Origin of the sequence: Haloarcula amylovorans, from assembly GCF_004681185.1 — an archaeon.
Lineage (GTDB): Archaea > Halobacteriota > Halobacteria > Halobacteriales > Haloarculaceae > Haloarcula > Haloarcula amylovorans.
In genome coordinates this window covers 75,589-91,205 of sequence record NZ_SRIF01000007.1, presented here as the reverse complement: position 1 = coordinate 91,205, position 15,617 = coordinate 75,589, and the positions used below count along the sequence as shown (strand labels likewise).

The following is a 15,617-nucleotide window of genomic DNA, read 5'->3' as shown; positions in this document are numbered from 1 at the left end:
GATCGAATCTCATCTCTAGCCACCCGTGCTGTAGACATAAGGGCGTACGGCTGTCCGACGGTCGTCTACATCCCGAGGACCTTCGGACAGGTCCATTGGAGTCTCTCGAACCTGTACGCGTCCGATCCGAACATAGCGGACCCAGGGACGCGGCTGTTGACCGTTGCTGGTGATGTGGTTGCACCAGTGACCCTCGAATTCGGGCGGCGTGCGTGACACGTGGCACCGACGTGCCCCTTCAATGCTCGAAACACTAACTGCAGGGCGACGTGAGAAAGAGAAGCCAACGATGTGTACGTTCCCCGCCGAGAGCGGCAGTTTAATAATCAAGACCGGGATCCCCGTATACAGCCTCTGTGAACACTATATGCTGCCTTTCCATAATCGAGCCCACGTGGCGTCTCTCTCGGCCGACCAGATGGTCGACCTCTCCCAACTGGTCCGATACGTTCTCTGACAGCGCCGCTGGCTGACAACACAAGAGGAACTGATGCAAAATATCGCCGACGGCTTGGTTTCAAAACTCAACGCGAGCGGCATCGCGGTCGAAATCACAGCCCTGCATAAGTGTGGGGCCATGCAAGGTGTTGAGACGTCGACGACAACCAGCGAGTATATGACCGCCTTTCCCAACGAATGTCGCGAGCAGTTCCGCGAGAAGATCAGGTAGAGCCGTAGCCACTAGCGAACCGAGATAACCTCGACATTCTATGTTCTTACTCGGTTATTGCGACTAGTGTGGCGGTTAATCCAAGAGTAGTCGTTGGGTTCAGTGTCGAGTAAGCAAAGACCCTAATTAAAGGCCGCCGCATATACACATGAATTCTTTTGCGATATACCGACAGCAAATAGTATGATGCGGATGACAACAACTGACACTAAACTGGGGCTGATAGTATGACAGACGGACTTACGGAGATTACTGTTGTTGGTGAGGACGACACTGGAATCGTCGCTGAAATCACTTCGTTCCTCTTCGAGCGGAGCATCAACATCGAAGATCTCGACCAAGCCGTCCGGGAGGGAACCTTCCGGATGACCATGCACGTCGATACCTCAGAGATGGTCACCACTGAGGCCAAACTCCGCAAGGACCTCGATGAACTCGGTGACGAGTTCGGCGTTGACGTGCGGGTTCGGTTCCCATCGGTCAGTGAGCGGCAATCCCTCGCCGTCCTCGTTACGAAGGAGAGCCACTGTCTTGAAGCACTCCTCGAAAAGTGGGACGACGGCGACCTCGGCGCCGATATCGATGTGGTTATCGGTAACCACAGTGACCTCAAGCCACTCGCGACCGAGTATGGAATCCCATTCCACGACATCGGCGACGAGTCCGGAGTGCCCGACGAGGACGCGCTACTCGACCTGCTGGCCGAGTACGATATTGATCTCATCGCACTGGCGCGGTACATCCGCATCCTTTCGCCGGAAGTTGTCTTCCGGTACGACAACAGGATCATCAACGTTCACCCAAGTCTGCTGCCGTCGTTCCCCGGAGCTTCCGCGTACATGCAGGCCATTGAAGAGGGCGTCCGCATCGCTGGTGTCACCGCCCACTACGTGACGACCGATCTCGACCAGGGGCCCATCGTCTCGCAGCGGGCATTCAATGTCCCCGACGACGCCACCGAAGAGGAACTCCAGCAACTCGGCCAACCGCTGGAAGCGGAAGCTCTCATCGAGGCGATCAAACTCCACCTCAACGACGAGATCACCGTCCACCGCGGTCGGACGAAGCTCCGGAACCCTGAGGACACTGACGCCCAGCTCGGTGCTCCTGAGGCAATCGACCGCCAGAACCCCAATGGCCCGGTCGACAACTACGACGAAATCGTCGATAGCGTCGCGGACGAAGTTGCCAGTGCCGACGACTGATACTGTTGGCTATAACTTCGTGAAGAGATTTGCCACCCCCACGTGGCGACATTCTTTACAGGATTATGACCGATAGTCTGAGTAGCCACGACGTATCATTGCCGGCCGGATTCGTCGACAAGTGTCTTGCTAAGTCCGTAGAGTGCCAACGAGTATTTCCTGGCTTCACTTCTGACGTTGCGTAGGTAATCGCCCGCCAGCGTAGTGGACATCACATTCTCTTTCTACAGAACCAGGCGGATAAGAGAGACAATAAAGATGATGCTCTCCCATTCACGAACGAGGTCAGTGTCTGTTTCTGTTCAAGTGGCGTCTTTGGACTCCCAGAATGTCTCGTTGACCATCCGCTCAAATATGTGCGCGTCCACGGCCGTCGAAACTGGGATCGAGTCCATGGTCGAGAGTTTGGTTTCGATTACTGGCTCCGACTGGTCAGTCGAGACGAATATCCCGCTGTTGGGTCAGAATCAGGCCACAAACGCCGGTGTCGCGACTACGCTTGCACGACTAATCGCAACTGTTGATGAGCAGGTAATCGAGAAAGGGCCCAGCACTCCCACTGGCCGGGACGATTCGAGGTCATGTCGACCAGTCCGTTGAATATACGGGACGTATCACAAAACCTGATGCCTGCGCGAAACTCTCGACGCTCGTCAACCGACACGAGTTCGATAACCTTCCTCTCGTGTTCGGAACGATGGAAGAGAAAGATCATCAGCAGATGGCCAGAGAATTGCCGACCGCTGACACGGTATATCTCTGCCAGCCCGACATTGACCGCGCCGAACGTATTGGACCACTCAAAAAAAGTTCCGTGGTCACGTGGAATCCATCGCCCGCGCGGATTCCGTGCTGGAAGCGACCGAGCGGGTTCTAGCAAACACGGGTGAGAATGATTGCGTACTGATAACCGGCTCGCTGTACGTTGTCGCTGAGGCCTGGGACCGCTGGACGCGACTCTTGATACCGAAGCAGACGGACGCATAGACTGCTGCCCGGACATGGTTTGGCAGTGACGACATTGGGAACGATTTCACCGCTGGGACAGAGCACATCGACTACCACACATTGAGTGACATCGAACGTAGATACGCCTGAAAGTCGGGCTCAAGTTATATTACTTGGGTAAAAATAGAAATTAAAACCCTTGGTAGCGAAATACACGGTGACGGTTTCGGGCTGTCAGATCTTGCGGACCAGCTATGGGAATCGAGCTCTACGGACAACCACAACAGGTGTCCATGGGACGACGACACGGCACTCATGGACATTCTCAATGTTACTCCTGACAGCTTCCACAACAGGAGAGAATACACGGACGTTGATGACGCAATTCAGCGGGCGCGTGCAATGATCGCTACCGACGCAGATATCATTGATGTTGGGAGACTTTGGGATAGCGAAGGCAACCGGCCACAGTCAGCGAATCACGTCATCGCCAGCTCAGACGTCGGAGACCGTCGGATAGGTACTGTCGAGTTTGCAGTTCCGTCCGGTATCATCAGTCATAGATTACTGCATAATCTGTCGCCACTCTTATCAATATTGTTTATAGCTATACTGGAAAGAACCCGCTAGAGACAGCGGTTATCGTCGTCAAGATTCAAAGAGACCCAGAATAGCGGTGTACAGGAACACACTCATATAACTCTACAAAGATATACAGCTATGAACAGCATACGAATTGGGAAGAGAACGCGGCAACGACTAGCCCAATGGCGGGACGGCAAACTAACTACGCAACTATGCCAATATCAGTAAAAGCCTACATAGAACACGAGCGACTCGCCTTCGTGCCGACGATGAGGCAACTCGATGACGTGAAGATAAAGGTGATAACGCAGGTCAATACAGACCCGAGTTCCGAGATCTTTCCGTTCCTGATAGAGTATGATGACTTCCAGGACCTTGAAGCGATGTTCGAGAGAGATCCGACAGTCAACAACTTTGAACCCGTATCCACAGCCGATGGGACTGGGATTTATTACATTGAATATGATGAGGATACTAAGCTTATAAGTCGTGTGATGACCGAAGTCAATGGGTTCATGACGCAGGCGGAATCGAAAGATAGAGGCTGGCTCGTCCAGTTGCAACTACCCGGCAGACAGGCTCTCAATACTATCTGGGAGCATGCAAAGGACGAAGGTTTCAGTATTGATATAATAGAGATATACGATAACCAGCAGAGTGATACCGGGCCGTCATATGGGCTGACAGAGGAGCAGGAACAAGCACTGCGGGTAGCGTACGAAAATGGGTACTTTAGTGAACCCCGGGAGATGTCGTTAGGTGGTATCGCCGATGAACTTGACCTGTCTTCGACAGCGATGAGTGGCCGAATTCGGCGCGGGATAACAAACCTGATCTCTGCAGCGCTAATCGAGGACGAACTAGAATAGCAAATTTCGTCAATATCACACCGTAGAGCATTTGTTTGTGACCCAAAATTCGCGAGCAGTCGGACCTTGGATACATAAACAGGTGTCATATTACTCATAAAGACTCAATATTGAATCATCAATGGTTGCTATATGTGCCTCACTATGGATTCAACCTTTGATAGGATAACTAACTATTTCTATCACGAATTGGTTGGTGACGAGTGGGTGAGAGACAAAGTTGTCGAAGCGATTACAGTGTATGTGGACGGAGGTCTCCAAGCGTCTGCCACAGCTGAACAACGGTATCCATTCGGAAGCGCTGGAAACGGCTTTCAAACCAAGTGATATGGAAACCTGCAAAGCCGGCTGTATTACGTTTTCATACATAGATATACCGTGCTCGTACAGAGTACGAGACAGATTCTCATTAAGTGAAGTTAGCTACCGTACTCGTTCCAGCATCGTTCGAAAGAATTAAAACTATAATAAATGAAGAACATCATAACTGATGACGAGACAGTCGTACGAGTAGCTGCTAGGGACCCCCAGCAGGTCCTCTCAGGAGCGAATACCGCTACGGATAGTGTCGTCACGAAAGTCGGAACGACAGGTGTACAAGCGATCGAACCGCTCGTCATGGTGACCCATAGCGGCCGAACCGCGTTCCATACACAGTGTTCGCCCGAACGAGCTGACGAAATTACCGAACAGATTGACGAGACTGACGACGAGACACAGGGTACTCCAGACGCCGTCGCCGAACACGACCCCGAGACGACCCGGCTTCCAATTCCTGAGTTACCCGGACTGGATGCGGGGGTGAGAAACGTACTCAGCGGCTGCGGGTGGCGACGACCGACGAATCCGTCGGACCACGAATTGGCCGGTGGCTTTCTCGACGTAGACCCCGCGGCAGTGTTGGAGGTTGGGCGACAGCTCCGTGGCAGGGGCTGGGGAGACAGCTGTCACAACGATGTTGTAGCGGACGCGTGGCAAACCGTCCGCAGTGCTGACGAGGAGACGACGCTCGTTGTGAATGCACATGGGACCAACGGGGACACGGTGCTGCTAGCAAGCGCTCCCTTCGAGGTACTGGACGGGGCGGCCGCCGTCGTCCGTGCCGCCGATATCGACCGAGTTGTCGTGTATGCGTCGACCGACGATGAACGACCCGTTGAGACACTTCAAACAGCAGTAGACAATCATCCAAACTTGGAGGTCCCTCTGGACGTAGTCACAGGTCCTGCGGACTACCGGGCGGCCGAACCGACGATGGCTATCGAGTCGATCGAAGGGAACCATCGACTGGAGGCTCGACTCCGACCGCCACATCTAGAAGATGTGGGGCTCCATGGGCGTCCGACGTTGGTTCATACGCCCCGAACACTGGCGAATCTCTCGGTAGCGCTCCGTCGAGAAGAGCTACCAGCCACCCGCGTATTGACACTAATGGGTGATGTCGCCGCGCCAGCGACAATTGAGCTTCCCGAGTCGGGGACAATATCTGAAGCGGTCTCCGCCGTTGCGGTAGAGGGATCGTTCAAAGCAGCTTGCGTCGGCGGTCGGTTCGGTGGACTCACACAAGATCTTGATGTTGCCGTCGACCCTGACTCGCTATCAGAGGCAGAACTTGGGACGGACGGTACTATACGAGTTCTATCTGCGGACCGATGTATCGTCGAATTTGTCGGGCGGCTGGCTCGGTTCGCGTCTGAAGAGAACTGCGGTCGATGTGTGCCATGTCGAGAGGGAACGACGCAGTTGACGGAACTACTCCGCGACGTCTACGACGGCGAATATGCCCCCGGCCGCATCGAGGAACTGGTTCGCGTCATGGAGACGTCGAGTATCTGTTCGTTCGGCGTTCAGGCCGCCCGTCCGGCCCGAACGGCCATCGAAGCGTTCGAGGTGGAGTTTCAGGCGCACGCGGACGGGCAGTGCCCGGCCGGCAGTTGTGTCGAAGCGATGGAGGTCTCATAACATGAGTTCGGAAAACCAAGCAACGATGGATGCACCGCCGTTGACAGAAGAAATTGCCCCTGGGACAGCGACTGACCCGCTGGTCAGAAGCGAGGAATCTGTCACTGTAACCGTCGACGGGACAGCGGTGACGATTCCACCAGAATCGACCCTTATCGATGCCATAGAGGCCGTCAATACTGAGGAATCTGTCCCCGCGCTGTGTCACTACGGCCGAGAAGAGATCGGTCCACGCAGCGAGTGTCGCACCTGTATGGTCGAAACGGACGCCCACGGCGTCGTGCCGGCCTGTAGCTTCCCACCGGAGGACGGCCTGACTGTCCGAACTGATGCGGACGCCGCTTCGGAAGCGCGAGACGTGAATCTCGACCTAGTCCTCTCGGACCACAACCTCCGATGTACCACCTGTGGGAAGAACGGTCGTTGTGAACTGCAGGACGCAGCAATCGAACAGGAGGTTGAAGAGCCACGCTACGGTGTTCTTGACGACCGAGACGAATACGAACCGCTTGACGATTCCTCATCGTTTATCCAGATCGATCGTAACAAATGCATCCTCTGTAACCGTTGTGTCGACGCCTGCAACGATGTGCAGGTCGAGGGTGTTCTCCGGATGGAGGGATCCGGAAAAGACACGCGCATCGGTTTTCAGAGTGACGCCGAAACCATGGACGATTCGACGTGTGTCTCCTGTGGCCACTGTGCAACTGTCTGTCCGACTGGTTCACTTGTCGAGAAGGGCATCGAGGACGCTACAACGCTTCCGCTACCCGGGTTTACGCAGAAAAACAGTATCGGCAAGGCCCACGAAAGCTCCGGAACATCCACCGGTCCGATGACACCGAAGAAACGCGACGAAAAGCCCAAGAGCGATACGTCTACGAGCGGCGATGAGGTCACAACCGAGACAGACATCTGGACGGACGATTCGAATAGCGGTGATTGGCCATGACCAACGATGAAATGGATGGGGTAGCGGGGTATATGCAACAGGCCAAAGATCAAGCGATCCAGAGCGTCGAGCACTTCGCTGAAGGCGTCGCCGCAGAAACACTGCCGGAAGGAAAACTGTTCGAGATAGCCCAATCGGTCGGCGACAAGCGACTCGAAGAGCTGAACGTTGCTGACACCACCTGTGGCTACTGCGCAGTCGGCTGTCGGTTCGATCTCTACTCCGACGGCGAGGAGATTCTCGCTGCGCGCCCGACGGCCGAAGAGGACGCGCCGGTCAACGGTATCTCCACCTGCGTAAAAGGCAAGTTCGGGTACGACTTCGTCAACTCAGACGACCGACTGACGTCACCGCTCGTCCGCGACAAAAGCGGGGAGTTCAGGACCGCGACGTGGGACGAAGCCCTCAGACGCGTCGCCGAGGGATTCACCCAGATTAGGGACGAACACGGAGGCGAGTCGCTGTCGGTCATCGCCTCTTCGAAAGCGACCAACGAGGACAATTACCTGATGGGCAAGTTCGCCCGCCAGGTGCTGGGTACCAACAGCATCGACAACTGCAACCGCCTCTGTCACTCCTCGACAGTCGCCGGCCTCGCCCGGACGTATGGCTACGGCGCTGCCTCGGTGAACATGGACGACATCGAATCGACCGACTGTTATCTCATTACCGGGTCGAACACCACTGAGGCGCATCCCGTCATTGGGACGCGCATCAAACAGAACGTCCGCGACGGTGCGGACCTGCTTGTCTTCGACCCCCGTGAGGTCCAGATTGCCGAGTACGCGACACAGTATAGCCGTGTCAACCCGGGCTACGATGCGGTCTGGATAAACGGAATCACTCGCTACATCGTCGAAAACGACCTCTACGACGAGTCGTTCGTCGAAGAACGAACGACTGGCTTCGAAGCGGTCTCGGAGGCGGTGCGAGAGTTCACGCCCAAGCGCGTCCGTGAAGTAACCGGCGTCCCGCCCGAAGAAATCGCATCGGCTGCCGAGACGATCGCAGCAGCGGACACCTGCGTGTTCGGATGGACTCTCGGACTGACTGAACATTCCCACGGAACGGAGAACGTCATGGCGATGGCAAACCTCGCAGCAGTGACCGGGAACCTCGGCAAGCCCGGCGCGGGTGTCTCACCGTTCCGAGGCCAGAACAACGTTCAGGGCGGCGGTGGCGACATGGGGCCGCTTCCCGACAATTTCCCGGGGTACCAGGGCATCGCCGACGACGAAGTCCGAGCGAAGTTCGAAGACGCGTGGGACTGCGACATTTCGCCGGAGTACGGGTACTACACGACACAGATGTTCCTCGAGGCCGACAAGGGTGACCTCCGTGGCATGTACATCATCGGCGAGAACTCCGCCCTCTCCGAACCGGGGGTAAATCACGCCGAAGAGGTGCTGGAGAACTTGGAGTTCCTCGTGGTGCAGGACCTCTTCGTCACTGAGACCGCGAAGTACGCCGACGTCGTCCTCCCGGCCTGTTCGTTCGTCGAGAAGACGGGGACGTTCACGAACACCGATCGGACTGTGCAGAAGGTCAACCAGGTGATGGAACCGAAAGGCGACTCCCGTCCCGACTGGCAGATTCTGCAAGACCTCGCAAACCGGATGGGACGAGACTGGGACTACGACTCGACGGCCGAGATCATGGAGGAAGTGAATTCGCTGACGCCGCTGTATGGTGGTGTGACTCACGATCGAGTCGAGAAAGAGGGCGGTCTCCAGTGGCCCTGTTGGGACGAGAATCACCCGGGGACGGAGCGGTTGTACGAAGACGAGTTCAACACGGACGACGGGAAGGCTCATCTGCAGGCAGTCGGCTACAGCGAACCCGCCGAGACACCCGACGAGGAGTATCCATTTACGCTGACGACCGGTCGTGTCCTCTATCAGTACCACACGGGGACGATGACTCACCGCGAGGAGGGGATCATGGAGTACACGCCGAGCGACTTCGTCGAGGTCAATCCAGCGACGGCCGAAGCGTACGGCATCGAGAGCGGCGACATGGTGACCGTCGAATCCAGGCGGGGCGAGATCACCGTTCCCGCACAGGTGACCGACCGCGTTGGGCCGGAGACGCTCTTCGCACCGATTCACTTCGCCGAGAGCGCTGTCAACCAACTCACCGACGAAACCCGCCTCGATTCTTCGGCGGCAACTCCCGAGTTCAAGGTCTCCGCGGTCCGGCTTACTCCCGCAGACGACACAGCTATGCGAGAACAGAACAACACTCGTGAAGCAGCCGAACGCTCCGAGGCGCTCGAAGGAGGCGACTGACGATGGCCAACCCCACAGACGTCTATCCGAACGACGCCACTAACGGAGAACGGTCGCCGGAAACTGACGAGGGTGAAGCAGCGCTCCGTGAAGTCGTCGAGCGCCACGACGAGGCGCTCGCGGGGGCCGTCGATCGAACGGATGAACTGGAAGACGCGCTCGAGACGGCGATACTGATGCTCGCCACGGCCAACGAAGACGAGATAGAGCATCTCACGGCATCGTCGTCCAACCTTCTCGAGGCAGCAGACGGGATCTCGACCCAAGAGATGGCCGAACTCGCCACTGACATCGGAGCGAATGCGAACGAACTCGCGGATGCACTTGAGACTGTAGTCACCCTTCAACGAACTGGCGACCTTGACGATCTCGTTACGATAGCGACCGCTTTCTCAGAGTCACTCTCCACCGAAGAGATTAGAGACTTGGCTACAATACTGGAGGAAGGGGGGGGAGAGATGGTCGATGCCCTCGATATTGTCCTCAAGTTACAGCGTGAAAACCACCTTGAGGAACTGGTCGCGCTGACGACCACTCTCTCAACACTAGAGATAGATGACAACACTGCAGAGGGTTTGAACACAGTGCTCTCGGCAGTCGGAGAAGCCCAGCGCGAATCCGAATCGGTTGGTATTCTGGGGCTGGTCAGTCAACTTCGGTCACGGGACGCTCGTGCAGGTCTCGGATTCATCACTGAGCTTCTGACGGCATTAGGTAGTCGAATACGGCGACGATGAGTAACGAGGAGGGTGGGCCAGACGGAACAGTTTGCCCGTTCTGTGCTTTCTCAGAGTCGGCTAACACGATGGGGATCAGGTGCGTGGCGTGGCAGGCTCCGCAAATCCAAACAGCCGACTCTGCGAAAAGAGACTTCGAGCGTTCGATTCCCTCGACGCCGACGAAAGACTCACGTCGCCGCTTGTCAGACACAACGGTGACCTTGTCCCTGTCTCATGGGAGACTGCCCTCACCTGTGTTATTACTAGATCTCAAAAAATTATCAGCGAGCAGGGCCCGGACAAATGGGCGTTTCTAGGAGCACCGCGTTGTACCAACGAAGAGAACTTCCACCTTCAGAAGCTCGCTCGCTCGCTCTATTGGGACAAATAACGTCAACAATCGAGCACGAATTTGTCATACTGAAACGGCTCGGGTGATAAAACCCGACTCGGCCACCCAGCGATGACCAATTCGCTTGATGATCTCTCACCGAGTGCAAAGCTCGTTTATAGAGTACTTGGTTCGGCCTTGTTTAGACGCGGAACCACATTCTTTAGCAGCGAGTATTTAAACACCAGTCATAATGAGGATGACTTTTTATCCAGATAGCGACGCGAAGTCCCACTGATGGAATTTACTGAAATAGATTCAGGGATTTTCTTCGGCTTAATTACAATGCTGTCATGGGGGATTTGGATAATCATAGGCAACGCTGCATCGGAGTCCATTGACCCGAGGACTGCCGCCGCAATCTCGTATCTCGTAGCGGGTCTTCTTTCACTTGGATTTATCGTCGTGTCAGATGCATCGCTCGCCGTTACTATGAGAGGAGGGATGCTTGCTGGCGCGGCTGGATTATTCGCTGGAATCGGCCTCATTTCGATGTACATCGGATTCTCCCAAGGGTCCACGACAATGGTCTCTACTCTCGGTGCCATGTACTTCGTCGTAGCGGCTATCATCGGTATAGTCGTTCTCGGAGACAATATTACGATAACAAAGTTTACTGGAATCGCGTTCGCAGGTCTCAGTATAGTCTTAATCACTCAATAGAATATATGCATTAATATATTCTATAAATTATATCTATTATATTTGGAAATTAAATCACCGCTTCAATACGGAAGAGCAAGACATGCCTTCTACGCGTTATTATTTCTGGTGACGAGGAGAACTTCATCTCAATGCACTACACATCGATCTCTATCTTGTGCGTAGATAATGCCATATTTCTGTACAGGAGAGTTTGCGCCGCCTATGTAAATCCCCTGTACTGACCGACGTTAGAGAGCAAGCTCGACATTTCTCACCGTCGCTTTCAGAACGAGTTCTCGGAACTGTCCGAACCATATTCGAGCCCGGAGCGTATCACCGTACCGCTGCTTGAGCGCAAAGAAGACGGCCTCAACCTGGATCCCGGTGATTGTGTCATCGTCATAGCGAGCGTTGTGCGCCATATTGAGCGGATTGAACCTCCGGTGTTTAATCACTGGCCGAACGTCGGCCACCGAAGCTCTTCACGCAGACCGTCCCAGTCATATACTCTTTGTCAATGGTCTGTAATCGACTGAGATTCCGCGTGAGTATCTACCCCTGACTTGAGTGTCGTGCGGTTGCTTCATCGAACAATGAATATACAATACGGTACTGGTTTCGCGGTCTACCAATGCTGTCGTCTTGACCCAACTGAAGGTATAATTTGGTCGATTTGCGTAGTGAGGGCTGGCCGAATGGCGGTCAAAGCCGGTCGCATCGATAGCCTGCACGTCTCCGGTATCGTGAAGATCAGCGGAGAGTCGTAGGAAAGTTCACCAGACCGCCATCTTGAGCTGCTGCTTCCGTGAGCACACGGTCGTGAAGTCCAGCAGCTTGCTCGGTTAAAGATTTGATGATCCTGTGTATCTCGTAAAGCACATCGAGGAGCCGTCTATATGGAAGGTCAAGGTATTCGCGGAGACCGTGGATCACAACAATTGCCCAGTCAGCGTAGCCGCTGTCACCCTTATTGACCGCTGGTTAAGGTGCCAGAGACAGCGCGTTTCGCCAACGTTACGAGTCAATCTGAAAGGACGAGAGACGAGACAACATACTATTGGGGTCTGACTCAAAGGTCAGTTAGTTCACTGGAGTAAGTCATTCTCTACAGCGTCTAAACAAGGCCCTTGGTTCTGTAATTTCGAGTGCGTGAGATTCTTCCGGAAACTACGGCTTTACGCTTTCACACTTGGTGTCTCACCCGCTTGTCGGATACGACGAGCCTCAGACGTATTTTTCGTTCATCACCCAGTCGCCTGCGTCGTTCTGGACGAAGTACTCGCCGTAGTAGGGAACGCGATTGTTGACCGTTTCGCGGACCGTCTTGCGGATTTCCGGTTTGTTCATCTCCCCCATCGACCGGAGATCGTCGTTGCGGTTGAGACACCCCTTGACGTACCCTTCGTGGGTGACGCGAATCCGGTGGCAGTTCTGGCAGAACGTCTCGTTGCCGACGGGATCGACAATCTCGACGAGACCATCGCCTACTTGGTAGCGGCGCCGCGAGTGCATCTCTCGGGTGGTGACTGAATCCGCTCGCTCACGAAGCCAGTCATGGACACGCTCGATGTCGATTGCCCACTCCGGGTTGCCGACGAGTTCTGGCATATACTCTATCAGCTGTAGCTGCAAACCGTCGTTTTCCGCGACGTGATCTACCATCTCGGGGACGTACCCCGCCGTATGTTCGAACACGACCATGTTGAGTTTGACCGGCGCGAGCCCTGCCGAAAGTGCCGCCTCGACACCCTCCATTACCCGGTCATACGCTCCGCTCTGCGTGATCTCTTTGAACGCCTCTGGACTGAGGGCGTCCTGCGAGACGTTCACGCGTTCGAGTCCCGCGTCGACGAGCGACCCTGCGCGTTCCGGAAGGAATGTCCCGTTCGTGGTCAAGGACGCCTCCATCTCGTCAGGTATCCGATGGATGATCTCCGCTAAATCTTGCCGCAACATCGGCTCGCCGCCGGTGAATTTCACTGCTTGCACATCGAACTCTCGCGCGACTTCAAGAAACCGGACGACATCATCAGCCGACATCTCGTCGGCCGCCGGTTCCATTGGCCCGCGCGTGTCACCCAGTCCCTCGTTGTGACAGTAGACACAATCGAAATTGCATCGGTCGGTAAGGGATATGCGGACACCCGTGACTGCTCGACCAAAGTCATCAGCGAGCATCGTATTAACGGGTGAGTACGTAACTGAATAAAGATACCGGCAACGTACCTCGGCAGAGTCTAGTATACATGAATTGCGCGCAGGTCGCCGTCGTTTTGAACGTCACCACGACGGTCATCGGAAGCGAGGGGCGGTTTTTCAAACGAATCGAGCGTGACAAACACTTATATTGCAAACCTTAATGTTAAATTATCATATATTCTCAATCATCTCCTGTTACTGAACGTCGTCTACTGTTTTCTCGCTATTAATTCCGTGCGCTGGTCTCCTCTAACGGGGTGTCGACATCAGAGTATGAAGCGTGACGTAGTCGACTTTGTGAATGATATCAATTGCTGAATTTCCCTTCGAGGCGAGTGCATGAAGAAATATTGCGTCCTCCGCGTCGAACGTGTCTAACCCGATACGGAGGTAAGATTCTAAGACAGCGTCCATGTGGTATCCGTGGGTTGAATCAATCAGGTATATTTTGGAATAGTTGAGTGCTATGGATTACTTGCGATGGCACGTTCTCGAGGTGAACGGGTCCACTCGGGTTGCTTGTCTCGTAGCAGACGGACAGAAGAATCCAGATATCGTCTCAGTTGAAGATGTCACGTTGTTTGACTCGCCGCTTTACTCGGGTGGTTCTGCGAGTTTACAACGCACCCGCTCGTCGTCGACACCCTCGAAACTGAAAGTGACAATTCCGATAGTACTTGGGTTTTGATTCCGCCCGGTGTGACAGTCCTGACTAACAGAAATGCTACTAATCGGTTATATTTTCTCTAATCAATCACGGCTGCAACGGGAAGCAATCAAACGACATTCAAAGGCGACGCTGACGAGAGGCGCGTTCAATCGAACCTCCATGGCGAGACCCACGAACGGACGCTCATCCCTGCAAGTGGTGCGATATCTTTCGATAGCGACAATTATCTTGACAGCTATGAAGTCGCAGACCTTCGTACTTCTGCTTGAGACTAACGAAGCATGCCAGTCTGTCGCCCGCGGTGACGACCACTCGAATTGGGTAACTTTGAGGAAGTGCTCTCGCTCCACCAACCAGATAGAGTTCGAAATCGACAGCTTTGATTCTGAAGTGAGCCGTTCCTGAAGTAGGGTCACAACTAGTACTCTCGGACCGCTCGTTCGTGAGAACCAAAATACGGCGCGGTTTGATAACAAAAGTACATCTATTATCCAAATCGCGCTGCTGCGACGGCTGATCTCGTTCGGACGATGAGCCCTACAGATAGTTCGATGGTTCGTTTCCAAGAACCGCACGGCTGCTAAACGACGAGAGTCTTGGCCATTTGTTCCAATATACTAGTACACAGAGAAACCGCAACATCGGCCTGTAGAGCAACACCCAATCCGTGCGGGGAGTCGATTGTCCGTCGGTGACAACACAATCGGCTTACGGATTCGCGCGTGACCTCAGCCTTCTCGACTGCATCCTGCTGCGTATCGGTGGGATGATCGGGTCGGCAATCTTCGTTTTCTCAGGATCGATGGGCCAGCTGACTGGCCCATTTGCCGTGTTCACGTGACTCCTCGCCAGCATGCTGATGGACGCTATCGCGCTCTATCACACCGAGTTCATGCTAGCGTTCTTGAAGGCGGGTGCGCCCGCCGTTTCCCCCTTCGATGCACTGGGACTAGCAGAACACATTCGGTTGTTCGCTAGTCACGTTGAAGGCGTCGGCTGCGTATTCGACCCGGCTCCGCGCTCGCTGTCGTTCAGTCCCTCTTACAGCTCATTCCGCTAGGCCGGCCACACAGTCTTATCCGCCTTTGTGGCCATCGTCCTTGCCGGGATATTCAACTTCCTCAGCGTTAACATTATGAGCCAAACGAACTCCGTCTTTTCGACTGTGCTACTGGCCGTGTTGGTAGTGTTCACCGCGGCCGGTCCCGCCTGTGCCGACCCGTCCGGTACCGCCTGTTATTCAGGGGCAGCACCGGGTCGATTCTCGCCGCTGTCCAGATAGCGACGAGTGAATACGGAGCGTGGACGGTCGTTCCTGCGACAGTCGAAGAGATAGAGAGCCCCTCGTGGACTGCGCCGCAAGCGATACTGCTCTCACCCGGTATCACCACGGTGCTATACATGCTGGTCGTCGCGGCGCTGCACGGCGTCGTTCCAGCGACGGCGTTCACCGACGATGCGCTGGTGCTTCGGATGCCGCTGGGCGTCGTCGCGAGACGGTCAGTATCCCGTAC

General features: G+C 54.9%; 11 protein-coding genes and 2 pseudogenes. 11 read left to right on the top strand and 2 right to left on the bottom strand.

The window, feature by feature from the left end; translation table 11 throughout:
* Positions 1-208 precede the first annotated feature (208 nt).
* From E4S61_RS26315 to E4S61_RS19365, 11 genes and pseudogenes are all read left to right on the top strand, one after another.
* A pseudogene (locus tag E4S61_RS26315) lies at positions 209-670 on the top strand (GTP cyclohydrolase I).
* A gap of 227 nt (positions 671-897) precedes the next feature.
* Entirely contained in the window at positions 898-1,875 is a 978-nt protein-coding gene (locus tag E4S61_RS19410) for a formyltetrahydrofolate deformylase (protein WP_135305592.1), read from the top strand.
* A gap of 559 nt (positions 1,876-2,434) precedes the next feature.
* The gene (locus tag E4S61_RS26825) at positions 2,435-2,752 is read left to right on the top strand and encodes a glutamate ligase domain-containing protein (protein WP_394346462.1); all 318 of its coding nucleotides are present in this window, start codon (positions 2,435-2,437) and stop codon (positions 2,750-2,752) included.
* Positions 2,753-3,138: 386 nt separating this feature from the next.
* Entirely contained in the window at positions 3,139-3,453 is a 315-nt protein-coding gene (locus tag E4S61_RS26820) for a dihydropteroate synthase (RefSeq protein WP_135305591.1), read from the top strand.
* Between the two features lie 167 nt (positions 3,454-3,620).
* The gene (locus E4S61_RS19400) at positions 3,621-4,277 is read left to right on the top strand and encodes a helix-turn-helix domain-containing protein (RefSeq protein ID WP_135305661.1); all 657 of its coding nucleotides are present in this window, start codon (positions 3,621-3,623) and stop codon (positions 4,275-4,277) included.
* Positions 4,278-4,748: 471 nt separating this feature from the next.
* The gene (locus E4S61_RS19390; protein WP_135305590.1) at positions 4,749-6,239 is read left to right on the top strand and encodes an NADH-ubiquinone oxidoreductase-F iron-sulfur binding region domain-containing protein; all 1,491 of its coding nucleotides are present in this window, start codon (positions 4,749-4,751) and stop codon (positions 6,237-6,239) included.
* A gap of 1 nt (position 6,240) precedes the next feature.
* Positions 6,241-7,191: a 2Fe-2S iron-sulfur cluster-binding protein gene (locus E4S61_RS19385; protein ID WP_135305589.1), complete on the top strand. Its 951-nt coding sequence runs from the start codon at positions 6,241-6,243 to the stop codon at positions 7,189-7,191.
* Positions 7,188-9,479: a formate dehydrogenase subunit alpha gene (fdhF, locus tag E4S61_RS19380; protein ID WP_135305588.1), complete on the top strand. Its 2,292-nt coding sequence runs from the start codon at positions 7,188-7,190 to the stop codon at positions 9,477-9,479. The genes E4S61_RS19385 and fdhF overlap by 4 nt, the downstream gene beginning before the upstream one ends.
* A gap of 2 nt (positions 9,480-9,481) precedes the next feature.
* Positions 9,482-10,216 carry a DUF1641 domain-containing protein gene (locus tag E4S61_RS19375; RefSeq protein ID WP_135305587.1) on the top strand — a complete coding sequence of 245 codons (735 nt, stop codon included), beginning with the start codon at positions 9,482-9,484 and terminating at the stop codon, positions 10,214-10,216.
* 79 nt (positions 10,217-10,295) lie between these two features.
* A complete protein-coding gene (locus E4S61_RS26815) occupies positions 10,296-10,589 on the top strand; it encodes a molybdopterin-dependent oxidoreductase (protein WP_135305586.1) in 294 nt (97 codons plus the stop codon).
* A 237-nt stretch (positions 10,590-10,826) separates the two neighbouring features.
* A complete protein-coding gene (locus tag E4S61_RS19365) occupies positions 10,827-11,252 on the top strand; it encodes an EamA family transporter (RefSeq protein ID WP_135305585.1) in 426 nt (141 codons plus the stop codon).
* A 230-nt stretch (positions 11,253-11,482) separates the two neighbouring features.
* Here E4S61_RS19365 and E4S61_RS19360 read toward each other — a convergent pair.
* Both E4S61_RS19360 and moaA read right to left on the bottom strand, forming a co-directional pair.
* A pseudogene (locus tag E4S61_RS19360) lies at positions 11,483-12,246 on the bottom strand (IS5 family transposase).
* 212 nt (positions 12,247-12,458) lie between these two features.
* Entirely contained in the window at positions 12,459-13,412 is a 954-nt protein-coding gene (moaA, locus tag E4S61_RS19355; RefSeq protein WP_135305584.1) for a GTP 3',8-cyclase MoaA, read from the bottom strand.
* Between the last annotated feature and the right edge of the window lie 2,205 nt (positions 13,413-15,617).

What these genes read in the sequence shown, in the direction of transcription:
- E4S61_RS26820 (WP_135305591.1), top strand. Translation starts at nt 3,139, where the DNA reads ATGGACATTCTCAATGTTACTCCTGACAGCTTCCACAACAGGAGAGAA.
- E4S61_RS19390 (WP_135305590.1), top strand. Translation starts at nt 4,749, where the DNA reads ATGAAGAACATCATAACTGATGACGAGACAGTCGTACGAGTAGCTGCT.
- E4S61_RS19375 (WP_135305587.1), top strand. Translation starts at nt 9,482, where the DNA reads ATGGCCAACCCCACAGACGTCTATCCGAACGACGCCACTAACGGAGAA.
- E4S61_RS19400 (WP_135305661.1), top strand. Translation starts at nt 3,621, where the DNA reads ATGCCAATATCAGTAAAAGCCTACATAGAACACGAGCGACTCGCCTTC.
- E4S61_RS19365 (WP_135305585.1), top strand. Translation starts at nt 10,827, where the DNA reads ATGGAATTTACTGAAATAGATTCAGGGATTTTCTTCGGCTTAATTACA.
- E4S61_RS19385 (WP_135305589.1), top strand. Translation starts at nt 6,241, where the DNA reads ATGAGTTCGGAAAACCAAGCAACGATGGATGCACCGCCGTTGACAGAA.
- moaA (WP_135305584.1), bottom strand. Translation starts at nt 13,412, where the DNA reads ATGCTCGCTGATGACTTTGGTCGAGCAGTCACGGGTGTCCGCATATCC.
- fdhF (WP_135305588.1), top strand. Translation starts at nt 7,188, where the DNA reads ATGACCAACGATGAAATGGATGGGGTAGCGGGGTATATGCAACAGGCC.
- E4S61_RS19410 (WP_135305592.1), top strand. Translation starts at nt 898, where the DNA reads ATGACAGACGGACTTACGGAGATTACTGTTGTTGGTGAGGACGACACT.